Origin of the sequence: Marinilabilia salmonicolor JCM 21150, assembly GCF_000259075.1 — a bacterium.
GTDB classification, from domain to species: domain Bacteria; phylum Bacteroidota; class Bacteroidia; order Bacteroidales; family Marinilabiliaceae; genus Marinilabilia; species Marinilabilia salmonicolor.
Genome location: NZ_AJKI01000044.1, coordinates 1 through 16153, shown reverse-complemented (window position 1 = coordinate 16153; position 16153 = coordinate 1). Strand labels below are relative to the sequence as shown.

The 16153-nt window shown below is 43.2% G+C and carries 13 protein-coding genes; 4 read left to right on the top strand and 9 right to left on the bottom strand.

The features are described 5' to 3' along the window. The first annotated feature begins 58 nt into the window (after window positions 1-58). Complete coding sequence (locus tag W7W_RS0118125) at window positions 59-298, top strand: hypothetical protein (RefSeq protein WP_010665075.1); 240 nt, start codon at window positions 59-61, stop codon at window positions 296-298. 5 nt (window positions 299-303) lie between these two features. Here W7W_RS0118125 and W7W_RS0118120 read toward each other — a convergent pair whose 3' ends face one another. Further along, window positions 304-1521, bottom strand: coding sequence for a BaiN/RdsA family NAD(P)/FAD-dependent oxidoreductase (locus W7W_RS0118120; protein ID WP_010665074.1), 1218 nt, complete (start codon window positions 1519-1521; stop codon window positions 304-306). A gap of 372 nt (window positions 1522-1893) precedes the next feature. Here W7W_RS0118120 and W7W_RS0118115 point away from each other — a divergent pair, with 372 nt between their 5' ends. Next, the gene (locus W7W_RS0118115) at window positions 1894-2259 is read left to right on the top strand and encodes a hypothetical protein (RefSeq protein ID WP_010665073.1); all 366 of its coding nucleotides are present in this window, start codon (window positions 1894-1896) and stop codon (window positions 2257-2259) included. Here the strand turns inward: W7W_RS0118115 and W7W_RS0118110 are convergent. The 7 genes from W7W_RS0118110 to metK form a co-directional block, all read right to left on the bottom strand. Next, window positions 2256-3179, bottom strand: coding sequence for a glycosyltransferase (locus W7W_RS0118110; RefSeq protein ID WP_010665072.1), 924 nt, complete (start codon window positions 3177-3179; stop codon window positions 2256-2258). The two genes, W7W_RS0118115 and W7W_RS0118110, sit on opposite strands and share 4 nt — an antisense overlap. 20 nt (window positions 3180-3199) lie before the next feature. Beyond that, on the bottom strand, window positions 3200-4561 hold the full coding sequence (locus W7W_RS0118105) for an O-antigen ligase family protein (protein ID WP_010665071.1): 1362 nt from the start codon (window positions 4559-4561) through the stop codon (window positions 3200-3202). Continuing rightward, window positions 4558-6012, bottom strand: coding sequence for an oligosaccharide flippase family protein (locus W7W_RS0118100; protein WP_010665070.1), 1455 nt, complete (start codon window positions 6010-6012; stop codon window positions 4558-4560). The genes W7W_RS0118105 and W7W_RS0118100 overlap by 4 nt, the downstream gene beginning before the upstream one ends. A gap of 373 nt (window positions 6013-6385) precedes the next feature. Then, the gene (locus tag W7W_RS0118095; RefSeq protein WP_010665069.1) at window positions 6386-7495 is read right to left on the bottom strand and encodes a sugar transferase; all 1110 of its coding nucleotides are present in this window, start codon (window positions 7493-7495) and stop codon (window positions 6386-6388) included. A 10-nt stretch (window positions 7496-7505) separates the two neighbouring features. Continuing rightward, window positions 7506-8501, bottom strand: a complete 996-nt coding sequence (locus W7W_RS0118090; protein ID WP_010665068.1) for an NAD-dependent epimerase/dehydratase family protein — start codon at window positions 8499-8501, stop codon at window positions 7506-7508. Window positions 8502-8664: 163 nt separating this feature from the next. After that, window positions 8665-9942 (bottom strand): ATP-binding protein, encoded by a 1278-nt coding sequence (locus W7W_RS0118085; protein ID WP_010665067.1) that lies wholly within the window; start codon window positions 9940-9942, stop codon window positions 8665-8667. 376 nt (window positions 9943-10318) lie between these two features. Further along, a complete protein-coding gene (metK, locus tag W7W_RS0118080) occupies window positions 10319-11569 on the bottom strand; it encodes a methionine adenosyltransferase (RefSeq protein WP_010665066.1) in 1251 nt (416 codons plus the stop codon). Between the two features lie 484 nt (window positions 11570-12053). Here metK and W7W_RS0118075 point away from each other — a divergent pair, with 484 nt between their 5' ends. Together W7W_RS0118075 and W7W_RS0118070 are read left to right on the top strand one after the other, a co-directional pair. Further along, window positions 12054-14357 (top strand): GH92 family glycosyl hydrolase, encoded by a 2304-nt coding sequence (locus W7W_RS0118075; RefSeq protein ID WP_010665065.1) that lies wholly within the window; start codon window positions 12054-12056, stop codon window positions 14355-14357. A gap of 14 nt (window positions 14358-14371) precedes the next feature. Continuing rightward, on the top strand, window positions 14372-15472 hold the full coding sequence (locus W7W_RS0118070) for a glycoside hydrolase family 10 protein (RefSeq protein WP_010665064.1): 1101 nt from the start codon (window positions 14372-14374) through the stop codon (window positions 15470-15472). A 493-nt stretch (window positions 15473-15965) separates the two neighbouring features. Here the strand turns inward: W7W_RS0118070 and W7W_RS23945 are convergent. Next, window positions 15966-16153: hypothetical protein (locus W7W_RS23945; RefSeq protein ID WP_010665063.1), on the bottom strand; the 188-nt coding region annotated here is incomplete at its 5' end.

Here is a 16153-nt window from a genome sequence, read left to right as displayed (position 1 = left end):
TCTGTTTTAAAATTTGACTTAAATACCGGTACTCATTATAAACTAAAACATCTTAATTATGTGGGTCAGAACACAGTGTAAAAAACAACTGGTGAAAATCATCCGAATTACCATTGAGAGAAACATCGGAAGTAAAAACAAGGCGGCTCTGGTAGGTCAGTTTGCTGATTCATCACTGTTCCAAAGCAATCAGGTTGTTCTGGGCGAATACAAAACCAAAGAAGATGCCCTTGCAGAACTTACATCAATTCAGGATGCTATTGCAAAGGGAGAAAATCATGTTTACCAGATTCAATAAACAGGCTATTGTCTGAGATGACCGGCGATATAACCGGTCGTCCAGGCAGCCTGAAGGTTGTACCCCCCGGTAATGGCATCGATGTCCAGAACCTCCCCTGCAAAATAGAGATTGGGAACCACTTTGCTTTGCATGGTTTTCATATCCACAGCTTTAAGCGACACCCCGCCACAGGTTACAAACTCATCACGAAAAGTGGACTTCCCTTTTACCGGATAAATATCGTGAGTAATCGTTTCAACCAGTTTGTTGGTGTCTTTTTTCCCCAGCTGTCCCCACTTTTTATCAGCAGAGATGCCACTTCTTTTAATCAGGAAACCCCACAAGCGCTCGGGAAGGGCAAAGGGCCGAAAATTGGTCACCTGCTTACCGGAATGTTGGGAGATGATCTCATTCAGACTTTTTGAAACCAGTTCCGGATTCCCTATGCCCACCCAGTTGATATGGATATTAAAATCATAATTCCGCTCATTCAGGAAGCGGGCTGCAACAGAAGAAAGCTTCAGCACGGCCGGTCCACTCATCCCCCAATGGGTAATCAACAGTGGGCCTTCAGCATTCAGCCGGCTGCCCTCCACCCCCACTTTAACATCCTCAACAACCAATCCCATGAGGCGGGTAACCGGAGCTTGTGGCATATTAAAGGTAAAAAGTGAAGGCACCGGCAATTCGATCTTGTGTCCCAGTTCCCTGATCCATTGAAGTCCTTCCACATGCGGACTTCCTCCTGTCGTAACAATCACCTTATCAAATATTTCAGAGCTACGCTCATCCGATTGAAATCTCAAAGACCATTTACCCTCCACGGGTGAGAGTTTTGAAACACACGAAAAAGTATGGATTACCACTCCCAGACGCTGAGCCTCCCTAAAGAAACAATCAATAATCACTTGGGAATCCTGTGCTTTCGGAAAAACACATCCGTCCTCTTGCGCTACCAACGGGACACCCCGGGACTGGAACCATTGCATGGCATCCAGATTACTAAACTGGTGAAAAAGTTTCTTCAGGCTGTTTCCTCCGCGGGGATAAGCTTTAATCAAACCTGAAATTTCCGTAACGGCATTGGTTACATTGCAACGGCCTCCGCCGGATATTTTTACTTTAGACAACACCTTTGCTGATTTCTCAAATATGGAAACCTCAGATTCAGGATGATTTTCTTTGGCTGTCAGTGCTGCAAAAAAACCTGCTGCTCCACCTCCTATAACCGCAATTCGCATGAACTCTTCTTTTTGCGTCAACAATGCTAATAAAAAAGGTGACGCTCAAAGAGTCGTCACCCAAAACACTTCACTTATTATTTCCCGTAACAGCGATGTGTTTTTCTGATAGTAAAGTTAACATTCTAATTTTAAATCGCTATTCAACCATTTTTTATAAATTGTAATCCATTGAACACAGCAGAGGAAAATACGTTTTAAATACGGATCCAAAAGACAATAATCCGTTAAAAAAAACATAAACGCAATGACGCAAGAGCCTCATTACAAGAGAGTTATATGCTGCATCGCAGATTGCATAAATCTCTGATTATCAAATATTTCTAAAAAAATCAACGGAGTATTAAAAAAGAAACAACTAAAAACAATATCATGAAACTACACACCATCAGCCTGATACATGGCATTATCCTTATGATTCTCGGAATTTGGTCTCATCTTTGGCCCGAATCACCATCACCAACAGCGCTAATTCCTGTTATTTTCGGAGCCTTTATTCTCGTTTTGAACAAAGGAGTGAAGAACTATCGGAAAGGAATATCCAACGCCGTTATGGTACTCACTTTTCTCATACTTGCAGGGCTCATTTTTCCACTTACCGGTTCCATCGAAAGAGGAGATACACCAGCTCTTGTGAGAGTTTTAATAATGATGACAGCCTCGCTCATCTCCCTGATTTTCTTCGTGAAAAGATTTATCAACGACAGAATCAGAGATGATAAAAAACCGGAGTTTTAAAACTCCCGCATTTGTCCGTTTTTATTTTTTAAACCATGCAGAATTCCCAGCCAATAACAATAAAAAAGGCCGGGAATTTTTTTTCGCATTGCCCAAAAAAACGTAACCGGGATATTTAAAACTTCTCTAACCAGAAACTTTAACAATCCTGGTGTGAGCCGATATTCTTTAAAATACAGCACTTTATTTCTACGTAAATAATAGTATTCCCGACAAAGACTTTTCCGATCTCTGCTGTCCCAGTCGTGAAAATGCCAGCAAACTGCTTTACGGGTTACCATAGCAAGCCTTTTTTGCTGAAAAAAACGATAAAAGAAGTCACGCTCTTCACCATAAAGAAACAGGTGCTCATTAAACAAATGCATCTCATCGAAAATCTCAGTTCTGAACATCATGGCCACTCCAGAAAGGTAATCCACATCTGAAGACGCTGAAAGCTCTTTTCCTGACCTGGTCTCCTTTTCAGAATCGGGGGCACTTTTTTTAGCGGTGGAAAAATTCATGAACAACCTGTAGTTCTGAACAATATGGGATCGTTTTTTTTCTTTTCCATAATAAATCAACGGACCACAAGCATCCACTCCGGGAAAACGAGACATGTGCAAATACATATTTTTCAGGAAATCCTTATGCAATTCCACATCCGTATTCAGAATTAACACATAAGGTGCACCGGATTGGAGCGTTCGTTGCAACAGGAGATTGTGAGCACGCCCAAATCCGATATTCCCCCGGCCCGGTATCTGTTCTGCATCCGGAAACAACTCACTGAATATTTTTGCAGACTCCTGTTTGGAATCATTGTCAATTGTCAAAACATGAAAGTCAGTAAAAGTCTGTTTCTTAAGGGATTTTGCAAGTCCCGGCAAAAATCTGGCATCGTTATAAAATACCAGCTGTATAATGATTTTTTTTTGCATCAGAATTAGCACCAAATTATCTATACTTCCCGAAGCCGGTAAATCAATGCAGCAAGAATTCCTGCATAAAGATTGATCAGCAAAGTTCCGGTAGTAAGTTCATTAAACAAATAGTTGGGTTTGAAAAAAAAGGTTTTGACCATCCAGCTGAATACCACAAAAAAGAGTGCTACATCAATATCATTCTGTTTAGAAACTTTTGCCTTGACAATCCGGTAAGTACGTAACGTAAATCGCCACATCTGAAAATACAATAAACTGTATATTCCAAGCCCCACTGCTCCATACATAGCCAGGTGTCCTGTCACCGGAAGGTCTGTCACCTCATAATCGGACGGATGAAACCGCAACGAAAAGAAATCAGAAAAACCGGCGCCGGTCCCAAACCAAGGCCGTTGACTGATGATGGCCATATGGGCAGGCCACTGGTTGACCAGCCGCCCTTCCACAACCCCACTGGTGTAGGCATCTCCTGATAAAAGCAACCACAAATCCGTAATCTGGCGCCAGACAAGCAACGGATATTGAGGAAAAACTGCCCACATCAGTAGCAGAAGACCAAGTGCCGGCCCTAGAAGTATTGCCATCACCCCCTGAAAAGAAGCTCTGTAAAACCGGTGATACAAAAAGAGAGAAGCCACTGCCAGCCCGGCCACATTAATATAGCTACTCTTGGTCAGTGAAAGCATCACCGCCAACAACATCAGCAACGTGGCCAAAAAAAGAAAGTTTCTGTAACGGTAAGAGACTTTGCGTACCAAAACAAAAAAGGAAAGTGGCACCAACATATCAGAAAGCCCCGAACTAAACATCAGATACCGAAGAATACCTGTTCCTCTGTACCGCTCGGCCTGCCACAAGGGCAACAACTCAACGCCGGATACCACCGAAACAAAATAGATCAAATATACAGCCAGCGAGGAAATTACCAGCACATCCACCAATACTGACAGCTTTCGCCTGGCCATCATAAATACCGGAATAATCAACAAAAACCCGAATACAGTCATCCGCTCACGAATAAGCACATAGCGCACCACATACCCCCAGCCTCTACCGGGCTGCCAATAGCCAAAGATAAAAATCTGATAAAGGAAAAAAAGCAACTGCACACCCAATAAAATCAGCAATGGCTTAAATGCAAGAAGTCCTCTTTTATCAACATCCGGTGCCAGAAAAGGCATGAATGCCAATACAAAAAGAAAGTCACGATAATAAAATCCACCAAGAGCCTCTTTGCCAAAATAAACGGTCAGATGTCCTGTGGGATCAAAAAGAAGTACCATCACTGTCCAAAAAAAATAATCCGGCCAGCGTCGGGCAACAATCAGCCCTATACTCCCAATAACAAGCATCATCAATAGCAATAAAAAAAGACTCATTTATGCGGTGGTTTAAACTTTTCAAAAACAACTAAAAAATCCTGCCAGTTGAGCAATTTAAATAAAAAAGCCATAGTTGTCACTACACAAAGTGCTGTAATTCTTCCCCAAAAACCGAAAAGCTCAGGCCTAAACACTACAAAAACAGAAAGAATAAGTCCGGCAAAAAACAACAACATTATTCGAACAAACTGGTATGAAACAGGGAAATAACGGGCAGCTACCCACACTTTTATTTGCCAGTAAGTCACAAAAGATATTAACGTGGCCACCCCGGCACCGAGAAATCCCCAACGGGGAACCAACAAAAAGTTCAGAACGATATTCAGCACAGCAGTCACACCCGTAATCCAGGCGAAATGCCAGGTTTTTTCAGCCAGAGAAATCCCCGGTCCCATAGTCTGATAGGATTGAGCAGCAATGTAAGAAAACACCAGGAACGGAACTACCCGGGCCCCATCGACATAATCAGGCGTAGCCACAAACGGTATCAACAAATCGGAAAAGACAGACAAAAACGTGGCAAGAATAACACTTCCAGACAGATACAACACATAAATATCAACAGCCATTTTTCGGGTGCGGGGTTTGTCCTCATTCTTTTCGGCATAATAAGATTGATAAAAAAGCACTCCAAAACTCATTTGCACCGCCATATTGATGAGCAACACAGGCTGTGAAAAGATGGCTCCGATAGAGTAGAGTCCCACCTCATTTAAGTCATGATAATAAAGTAAAAAGAAGCGATCGCTGCTATTGTAAATCCAGGCTGCCAGTCCGGCCCAAATGAGCGGAAATCCAAACTTCAGCAATTGTCCGGCCCAACTTAAAGAAAAACGAAAGGTATATTTCCGGTAATTAAACACCCCGAAAGCCAAAACCACAACCAGTAAGCTGCTAGCCAAGCGGGCCCACATGGCTCCTTCCACACCGTATTTGAGTATGATAACCAGAGTAATTCCCATTCCGATATTGACCAGCGACTTGGCCAAAGTCATCAAATTGTAACGCCAGGGTTGCCGAAAATAACGAAACAGATGTGCCTGCTCACTCATCATCAGATTCACCGGAACCAGGAGGCAAAGAAGCACAATCAGAAACCCATGTTCGGGAGTACCGAACAACAATTCGGACAATGAATCGCGGAAAAAGAGGATGGGTATAAGAGCCGGAAAAGAAAGTAACCGAAGAAAAAAAGAAGTGGATAACACATCCCCCTTTTGACGCTCATCAGCCTTAAAAAAATAAAATCCGTTGGCTGACTCCAACCCAACAGACAATAAACCTCCCAGAAGAGCTGCTGCAGTGCCCAAAGTCTCCAGCATTCCAAATTCTCCTACACTCAAAGCTCTGGTGTAAAAAGGCAATAAGAGCAGGCCTATAAATTTTTTAAGACCATTTCCCAGTCCATAAACAAATGAGTCTTTTATGAAAGCTTTTTTGCTGCCCATGAATGTTATTTAGATTCTGTCCATAAAGTACCACTTGCGTCGTTACGCTTGCCGCCAAAATACTCATTTACGATTAGTAAACTCCGTTTTTGGCGGCTTCGCAAGCCTAGCAATTGGCACTTTCTGACCAGAAACATGACTAAAAACAAATTTTGCTTAGTTTATAGACAGACTCTATTTAGAGTTTGTCTATAAAGTCCAACTTCTGCGTTGCTGCTCAAAATCTAAATCCTCAAATACATTAGTATTCTGCGGTTTAGATTTTTCACACGCCTTGAATTTGAACTTTCTAGTTCAAACACGTGAAAAACGCTTAGTTTATGGACAGAGACTATTTAGATTCTAGTTTTTAAATTCAGCCTGTTTACCCAAATCATTTACTCCGGGCACCTCTAAATAGGATGTTTCCCAGGGCTTTAAAAAAATAGATGCAATCGGTTCGAAACGGTGCCCGGTGCCATTGACGAACATATCGCACTTCCGAGGCCTGAATCTCCTCAAGCGATTCCGGCATATCGGCATAGAAGGGAGGAATCAGACCGGGCTTCACAGAAGTCCTGATATTAACCACCTCAGAATCATAAAGTGAAAGATATTGCGAACTGACGGGACGCACACCGACCAATTTCATATCACCTCTTAAAACATTATAAATCATTGGCAACTCATCAATCCAGTACCGGCGGGCAAACGCCCCCAAAAGTGTTACGCGCCTGTCGTCCTTAAATTTTCCGCCTTTACAGAGATGATTCCTCCTGTAAATATGCTCCTGTAAATATTCACTAAAAGCGACCATTGTCCGGAACTTAAAAACACGAATCGTTTTTCCGTCTTTTCCAACTCTGTAAAGCCTAAGAATGAAACCATAATCTTCGCGCACATCAGCAGGTGGTTCGGCCACTTTGCGGACTACCAGGTAATGACGTCCGTGGATTACCTCATCTACCTCCGTCTCAAAACCGCAATATGCCAACCGACCTAACATTTCGTAAAAAGAAACAGGTCTGTTTTTACGCAACGATGAAGAGTTAAGCAACCATCGTGTACCTTTGATCCCTGGCATTACTCTCTTTGTCAGATAATCAAAAAAATAATGAACCTGCCCAAGAATCGAAGGCGATGCTTTGAAAATCCGATGACGACGAAGCCGGGTTGTCTCCAGGCAACAAACAAAACGCCCATCCATTTCAAGCTTGCGATTCACTGCACATAAAAAGCCGCAAAGACCGTTGACACTATTAAGGTTCTGAAGATTTACAATAAACCTATAGTTTTGTCTTGGTTGTACAGCGATGTTAAAAGCCTGTGAAGTCGAAATCACCAATGAATCAAAAGAGGCAGGATTCCCAAACCGGGCAATAAAACGAGATACAGAACCACCAGAGTTTTCAGCCACAATGGTCTCAACATCCACCTCCTTTTCATGGACTTTAGTGGATTCAGTTGCTATTGAAATCACAGAGCTTTTGTAAACGTAGAACATACCTGCTTCATTATAATTTGTCAATTCCCTCTTCAATTCGCCATTCAATCAAGGCCTCCAGTCCGTCTTCCAAAGTATATTCGGCCATAAATCCGAGCAAATCAGCGGCTTTACGGGTATCCCCAATGCGATTTTTCACCAAACGACGGTTGTCATCTTCTGAGTAAGGTTTATATTGCACTTCCAGATCTGACTCTTTCAAGCGCAGGATAGCATCACACAACTCCCGAACGGAAGTCTGCACACCAGTTCCCACATTGAAAAACTCATCTGTCTCATCAGAAGCCAGGGCAAGAACATTGGCCCGAGCTACATCGCGCACATAAACAAAATCGTAAGCCTGGGAGCCATCACCATTAATGACCGGAAGCTCGTTTTGTGCAATTTTATTCAACATAATGGGAACCACCCCTGAATAGACCGCATGTTGGTCCTGGTTGGGCCCATAAACATTCATATACCGTAATCCCACATATTTGAGCCCATAGCGATCAAAAAAAGCACGACACATAGCTTCTCCCGAAATCTTGGTGGCACCATAAAAGTTCTTGTTATTAAAAGGATGATCTTCTTCCATAGGAACATGCACCGCGTCGCCATACACCGATGCTGACGAGGAATAAACCAACCGCTTCACTCCGTGACGGGCACATGCCTCAAGTACATTAAATGTACCGGCAATATTCACATCAAATGCGGTACGCGGAAAATCGCGACAGTGCAAAAGCCACATTGCCGCCAGATGAACCACATAATCCATACCCTCCATTGCTTTGTCCAGGATATCCGTATCCCTAATATCCCCCCCGAATTCAAAAATTCGGCAACGCCTATCACGCATGCTTTTTTCGATATTCTCCTGCTTTCCCCGAACAAAGTTATCGTAGATCACCACCTCTCCCACAGGGTATTTCAGCAACTCCTCAACCACGAAGCTGCCAATAAAGCCGGCTCCTCCAATAACCAGAATTTTTTTGTCGGTTAGTTTCTGATTGATGTGTATCATAGATTGATATTGGTTAAACAATAGTTATTCAACAGACTATTAGATTTTGGGAGGTTAGAAGTTAGATAGTCCAACACATTTGGCCACCTGAACAAAAACACAAAGCCCCTGACAAACTAACCATTAACTTCTAATCCCAAAAATTCATCCGTTTTATTTAGGTTTAAAATTTCCCATTAAAAATATTTACAAATCCCGGCAGGGGATCATCCAGTTCATCCATCCCGTTCACAAAATCAAAAGAGAGCGGTTCTATAAACTCCTGAAAGCTCAACTTTCCGGTTTGCATTTTACGGATGCCATCAGCAATATCGCCCCAGGCGAGCCACCAACGGGGACCATATATTTGCTGAGGTTGTTCAGGAAGATTCTTCCCCATAGCGGTTAATAGTGCAAAATGATTAAAGTTGATGCCACAATGGGTCGCCAGCGATTGTGTTTTATACAGTCGTGGATTGAGTTCGAGCAACAGAAGTTTTTTCTGACGACTGTCGTAAATAAACTCCAATTCACAACTGCCATGATAATCAATGTAATCAAGATATTTCCTGGCCGCTCTTACTCCTTCAGGACAGGGCTCACTCACCGACAGGGCAGTACTCCCAAAAACTCTGGTAGCTCTGATACGGCGTGAAGAAAACAAAATAGAATGTCCCGTATGCCTATTCCGAAAAGCACCGATGCTGAACATATTTTCACTGCCATCATCGCTCACCTTTTGTTGCACAATCACCGGAACATTCCCAATCACCTCTTTCTTTGCAGCGATCAATTCTTCCCGGGAAAATAACTCTATTGCCTGCCTGCCGGTTTCGGTGAATAATCTTTTTCCACGTTGCTCTTTCACAAGCACGGGAAATGGCAATGAAGCTTTTTCCTTCCAGAAATCAGCATCTCCAGGCCATGTTAAAGGCATGTCCACCCCTGCTTCACCGGCCAGCTGATACTGCCAAAACTTATCCATCAGCTTTTGCTGAAGAAGATAGTCCTGGTTGAAAACAAAAACCTCATTCAACCTTTCAAGGCCAAATTCAATCATTGAATCCAGCAACCATTCGGCATCTCCTATGGTAAGGACCGGGATTTTGCCACATGCTCTGATCTTCGTTCCCAGATCGAGAACAAAAGCCCAGAAATTCCGTGGTTCTGTCTTGTAATCAGGAGAAAGAACCGGCACCGAGAACCGCGAATAAAAAGCAAGTGCCCGTTCATGAGGATCCAACACCACCGTCATCAGGTCCACCTTCCCATTCCCGCGAACAATGGCAAGCTGATTGGCAAATGCACCATCGGTCAAAAGGGGAACATATTCCTGACGCAACCCGCTTACCACGTTTTTCATTTGTCCCGGAGTTAAAGGAACAAAATTCCGATAGTCGGATTGCAACTGCCCAATCTCTCTGGAAAGAGACTGAAAAAAAGGATATGGTGATGCCAGCATAAGTGTTTAATAAATTCGTTCTCGTTGTTGAAATTACGTAGCTGCAATGGCTTTTTCAACAACATTTTGGCAAACACCACCTAAGCAAGTATAAAAAGAAGGGAATGAGCGATAAAGAAATTTAAAACCCTCTAACCTGAACTATTCATAAATTATCTATTACAATGTTCAACTACCGGCTAAATACAGGCATCCTCAATAAAATTGACTTGAAAATAAATTATTATTCCCTTCATCAATTTTCTTTGCGGTTGCCCGTATTTATTGGTATTTAAACATCTCATAACGAAAACTCATGAATAGACCAGGCTAAAAATGAGCAAAAAAAAAGCCCCATCCGCACAAACGAATGGAGCATTTCAAAAAAGATTCTTCTTTACAAACCGAAGGCTTCTTTTATTTTATCTACATAATCCAGTTTCTCCCAGGTAAAGAACTCTACTTCTCGTTCTACCTCCTGGCCATTTTCCAGAAAAGTCACTTTGTCGGTGTAGGGATCGCGTCCCATATGCCCGTATGCTGCGGTAGGTGTAAAAATCGGATTCTTAAGTCCCAGACGTTTGATAATTTTACCCGGACGAAGGTCAAATAATTCATTGATCTTTTTAGCAATCTCACCATCCGTCATCTTCACATTTGCTGACCCATAGGTATTGACATACAAACCAACAGGTTGGGCCACCCCAATAGCATAAGCCACCTGGACCAGCACCTCATCGGCCAGTCCGGCTGCCACCATATTTTTGGCTATATGACGGGTTGCATAAGCGGCAGAACGGTCAACTTTTGAACAATCCTTGCCGGAGAACGCACCACCTCCGTGAGCTCCTTTGCCACCATAGGTATCCACAATAATCTTCCGTCCGGTCAATCCGGTGTCACCATGGGGGCCGCCAATCACAAAACGTCCTGTCGGATTCACATGAAGTTTATAATCCTTAAAAAGTTGCTGAATATCTTCTCTCAGCTTTGCTTTCACTCTCGGAATAAGAATATTCCTTACATCAGCTTCAATTTTCTTCTGCATCACATCATCGTCCTCATCAAAAGGATCGTGCTGAGTGGAAACAACAATGGTATCCAGATTTACAGGGGTATTATCATCATTGTATCCGATGGTTACCTGCGATTTAGAGTCGGGACGCAAATAGGTCATTTCTTTACCTTCCCGACGAATATCAGCCAGCTCCTGCAACAACACATGCGACAGATACAACGGCAAAGGCATATAGTTTTCCGTATCCTTACAGGCGTAACCAAACATCATTCCCTGGTCACCGGCGCCCTGGTTATCTTCGCCGTCACGATCCACACCGCGGTTTATGTCATCACTCTGTTCGTGCAGCGCAGAAATAACACCACATGAACCCGAATCGAACATATAATCTGCTTCGGTATAACCAATTCGTTTGATGGTATCGCGGGCCACTTTTTGAACCGGCACATACCCCGATGTTCTGATTTCTCCACTCACGACCACCAAACCGGTAGTCACCAGAGTTTCACAGGCAACTTTTGAATTGAAATCCTGACGCAGCAATTCATCCAGCACTGCATCAGAAATCTGATCGGCCACTTTGTCGGGATGTCCTTCCGACACAGATTCCGAGGTAAATAAATATCCCATAACATTACAATTACAATAATTCCAAACACAAAACAGTCCGGAATTACGATTCAACAATTAAAATATGAAGGGATGGAAAAACTAAAAGGCAAGCTAAAATCGCATTTTAGCATTGTTTTATAGTGGTTGCAAGCAGGCAAATCCATCCACTTTGATGTTGCAAATATAGGGGTTATTTAGAATTATTCAAAAAAGAGGGGGATTTTTCTTTGAATCTCCCAAATAATTCATTTATGACGGGAAATTTTAATTCTGAACAGCTAAACATTAAGCCCATTACTTTCAAAAAAACACACCCTCCAACTTATTTAATTTTTTCACACAAGTATATGATCTTTTTACAACTTTTGCTAAATTTGAGCATTAATAGAAAATCTCAACCTTAAAAAAAAGGCCTGTAAAAGCCAAATAAGCCAGACTTCCCACCAGCTCAATAAACCAGCAATTATTTAAAGAAAAAAATAATCATTAAATCACTTGTGCTATGAAAAAATCCGGAATGATACTTATTCTGACCATCTTGCTTTTCTGGAGCGGACCCAAACCAGCTGAATGTCAGGTTACCGCCCCAACGTCAAAAGACCCGGTTGACTATGTTAACCCGCTGATAGGAACGGATTCCAAATTCAGTTTGTCCAATGGGAATACCTATCCGGCCATTGCCTTACCCTGGGGAATGAATTTCTGGACTCCTCAAACAGCTCCCATGGGTGATGGATGGCAATATGCCTACGATGCCGACAAAATCAGAGGGTTCAAACAGACCCACCAACCAAGTCCATGGATGAACGACTACGGAAACTTCTCATTGATGCCGGTTACCGGTGAATTAAAAATCAATGAAGAAGAAAGAGCCAGCTGGTTTTCTCATAAAGCAGAGGCCGCCAATCCCCATTATTACAGCGTTTACCTTGCGGAATACGATGTGACCACAGAACTGACGGTCACAGAACGCGCTGCCCGCTTCCGGTTTACATTCCCGGAAAATGATCAATCCTATGTAATTATAGACGCCTTTGACCAGGGCTCGTATGTGAAAGTGATTCCTGAGGAAAACAAAATTATCGGTTACTCCACCCGTAACAGCGGAGGAGTTCCGGAGAACTTCAGGAATTATTTCGCAGTGGAGTTCGATAAGCCATTTTCTTCCTACAGTGTATGGGAGAAGGATGAACTAAAAGAAAACCAAGTCGAACTTACGAGTGAACACTCAGGTGTTGCCGTCAGGTTTAAAACCAATAAAGGAGAAGTAGTAAATGCACGGGTGGCCTCCTCTTTTATCAGCCATGAACAGGCCAATCTCAATTTGAAAGAAATTGGCTCCGACGATTTTGAAACGGTAAAAACAAAAGGAAGAGAGATCTGGAACCGCGAATTGGGTCGAATGATTCCGGAAGGGGGAACGCTGGCTGAAACAGAGATTTTCTATTCAGCCCTTTACCGCACACTGTTGTTTCCACGTAAGTTTTATGAATTCGATTCAGAGAGAAACATTGTACATTACAGTCCCTACAACGGAAAAGTTTTGCCAGGCTACATGTTCACAGATAACGGATTCTGGGACACTTTCCGCGCAGTATTTCCCTTCTTCAACCTGATGTATCCTTCTCTCAATGAAAAAATCCAGGCAGGACTTGTAAATACTTACAAAGAGAGTGGTTTTCTTCCTGAATGGGCCAGTCCCGGGCATCGCTCCGTAATGATTGGCAACAACTCTGCCACGCTGGTAGCAGATGCTTACCTGAAAGGACTCCGGGGCTATGACATCGAAACACTTTATGAAGCTGTTTTGCATGGCACGAAGAATGTTCATCCGGAAGTTGAAGCCACCGGGCGGCTTGGCCATGAATATTACAACGAACTGGGGTATGTCCCTTACGATGTGGGCATCAATGAAAATGCTGCCCGCACTTTAGAGTATGCATTCGCGGACTGGACCATCTGGAAATTAGCAAAAGAGCTGGACCGCCCCAAAAAGGAGATCAAATTGTTTGAGAAAAGAAGTCAGAATTACCGGAAGCTGTTTGATCCGGAGACCAACCTTATGCGTGGCAAAAATGAAGACGGCTCTTTTCAGACACCTTTCAACCCGCTGAAATGGGGCGATGCCTTTACCGAAGGCAACAGCTGGCATTATACCTGGTCGGTTTTTCACGACACTCAGGGACTCATCAATTTGATGGGGGGAGAAGAGACCTTTATTACCATGCTCGACTCAGTATTCGCCATGCCCCCCGACTTTGACGACACTTATTATGGCTTTCCCATCCACGAAATCCGTGAAATGCAAATTGTGAATATGGGCCAGTATGCACATGGGAATCAGCCCATACAACACATGATTTATCTTTACAATTATGCCGGACAACCCTGGAAAGCACAATACTGGCTTCGCGAAGTAATGGACAGATTATATACCCCCGACCCGGACGGTTATTGTGGCGATGAGGACAACGGACAAACATCAGCCTGGTATGTTTTCAGCTCCATGGGATTTTATCCTGTCACGCCCGGAAGCAACCAATATGTACTGGGAACTCCTCTGTTCCCAAAAATGACAGTTCACCTGGAAAACGGCAATAAAGTCATCCTGTCTGCCCCGGAAAGCAGCAGCCAAAACCGCTACATTGATGAAATGCATATCAACGGTCAGGCATGGGACAAGAATTATGTCCGCTATTCCGATCTGATGGAAGGCGCTTTCATTGAATTCCAAATGACTGATGCACCCAATAAGTCACGTGGTACGACTAAAGATGCCTATCCATATTCTTTCACTAAACCATAACAATCTGAAAAACTATGCAAAAATTATTTCTTGTATTCCTAATCATTCTGGCGACAGCCTGCAATACATCCAAAGAAAAAATCCTTGTCCATGCATGGATGGGAGGCCCCGGAGAAGCCACTGATCAGGAACTGGCACAAAACTTCTCCGATCTGAAAAATAAAGGCATTGATGCTTTGATGTACAATGGAGGTCACGATCCGGCCACTTATCAACGGGTAGGCAAAATAGCCAAAGAAGCCGGACTGGAATTTCATGCCTGGATACCCACCATGGTACAGGGATATTCCGAAAAGCTGGATTCGTCCTGGTATGCCGTTAATGGCAAGGGAGAATCCGCTTTGACCGCCCCTGCTTACGTATCCTACTACACTTTTTTATGCCCGGAGCGCGAAGAGGTCTATCAATTTCTGGAAAACCTCTATGTCAGCATCGCAAAAGTAGAAGAGATTGATGGGGTTCACCTCGATTACATCCGTTTCCCGGATGTAATTCTTGCCCGCGGTTTATGGGACAAATATGACCTGGTAATGGATCGGGAATACCCGCAATTTGATTATTGTTACTGCGATTCATGCACAAGCAGGTTTAAAGCTGAAACAGGCATTGACATCAAAAAAGTGGAAGATCCATCAGCAGTACCCGAATGGAAGCAATTTCGGTACGATCTGATTACAAAGATTGTCAACCGACTGGCTGATGCCGTCCATCAGGAAGGGAAAGAAATCTCAGCGGCAGTTTTCCCCGGACCTCATTCGGTAGCAAGAAAAATAGTCCGACAGGAATGGAACAAGTGGAACCTTGACGCCTTTTATCCGATGAATTACAACGACTTTTACCTGGAAGGTGTTAACTGGATTGGTGAGGTCACCAAAGAAGGTGTTTCGGCCACAAAAGGCCGGGGGGAACTCTTCAGCGGTCTGTTTATTCGTCCCGAACTGCCGGAGAATAACCAACCATCTGACCCGGAACTCCATGGACTCACCCCGGAACAACTAAAAGGAGCCATCCGCGTGTCGCTGGAAAACGGAGCAACAGGAGTTTGCCTCTTCACACCCGGCCGCATGACTGATGAACACTGGAAAGCTCTTGCTTCAGAAGTTTTCTCAAAATAAGTCAAACAGAAGGTCGTACCTGCAAAAAGCAAAAAGAGGCTGCCACAACGTAGATGCTGGCAGCCTCTTTTGTATTAAAAAATCTGATTCTTCTGTTTAACCTAAAGGTTGCTGAAAAATTCAGCAGACCAATTTTAATTTCTTTATTGATTTTCTTTTTGGCATTGCTCCAAAAAGAAACAAAAAAATCTAGTCCGTTTTAACCTATCCGCCCGCGAAAGCCAAAATTTCCAGCCATTGCGCAAGGCCTTAAAAGTCGCCCATTTTGGCTTCCCGCTAACCGCCGGTCCGGAAAACGGACAGGCCACCGCGCCTTTTAATCAGAAAAAGTCGTTTAACATAGAAAAAATCTTTTGAACAGTAAAACTTTTGACTATTAACCATCACTCGTGCAAACCTCTTGAAAGATTTACTTGAAATGCCTTGCACTTTGAATGAAATCACTGGCTATAATCGTTTTATTATTAGACTTTTAATTATTTTTCAGCAACCCCTAACCTACCTTATTTATAAAACAGGTAAGGCGAAAAAAGGCTGAAAGCCTGAGAGCAATAGCCCAGAGCCACCCATTGGGAGTGGAGTTGTTCCTACGCCCCCCTTCTATATCAGCAAGAAATCTCCTGTTTTTGGGTGTGCTTGATAAGAAAGCGTCAAGTGCAAGGCGGGCGATGACTGAAAAAC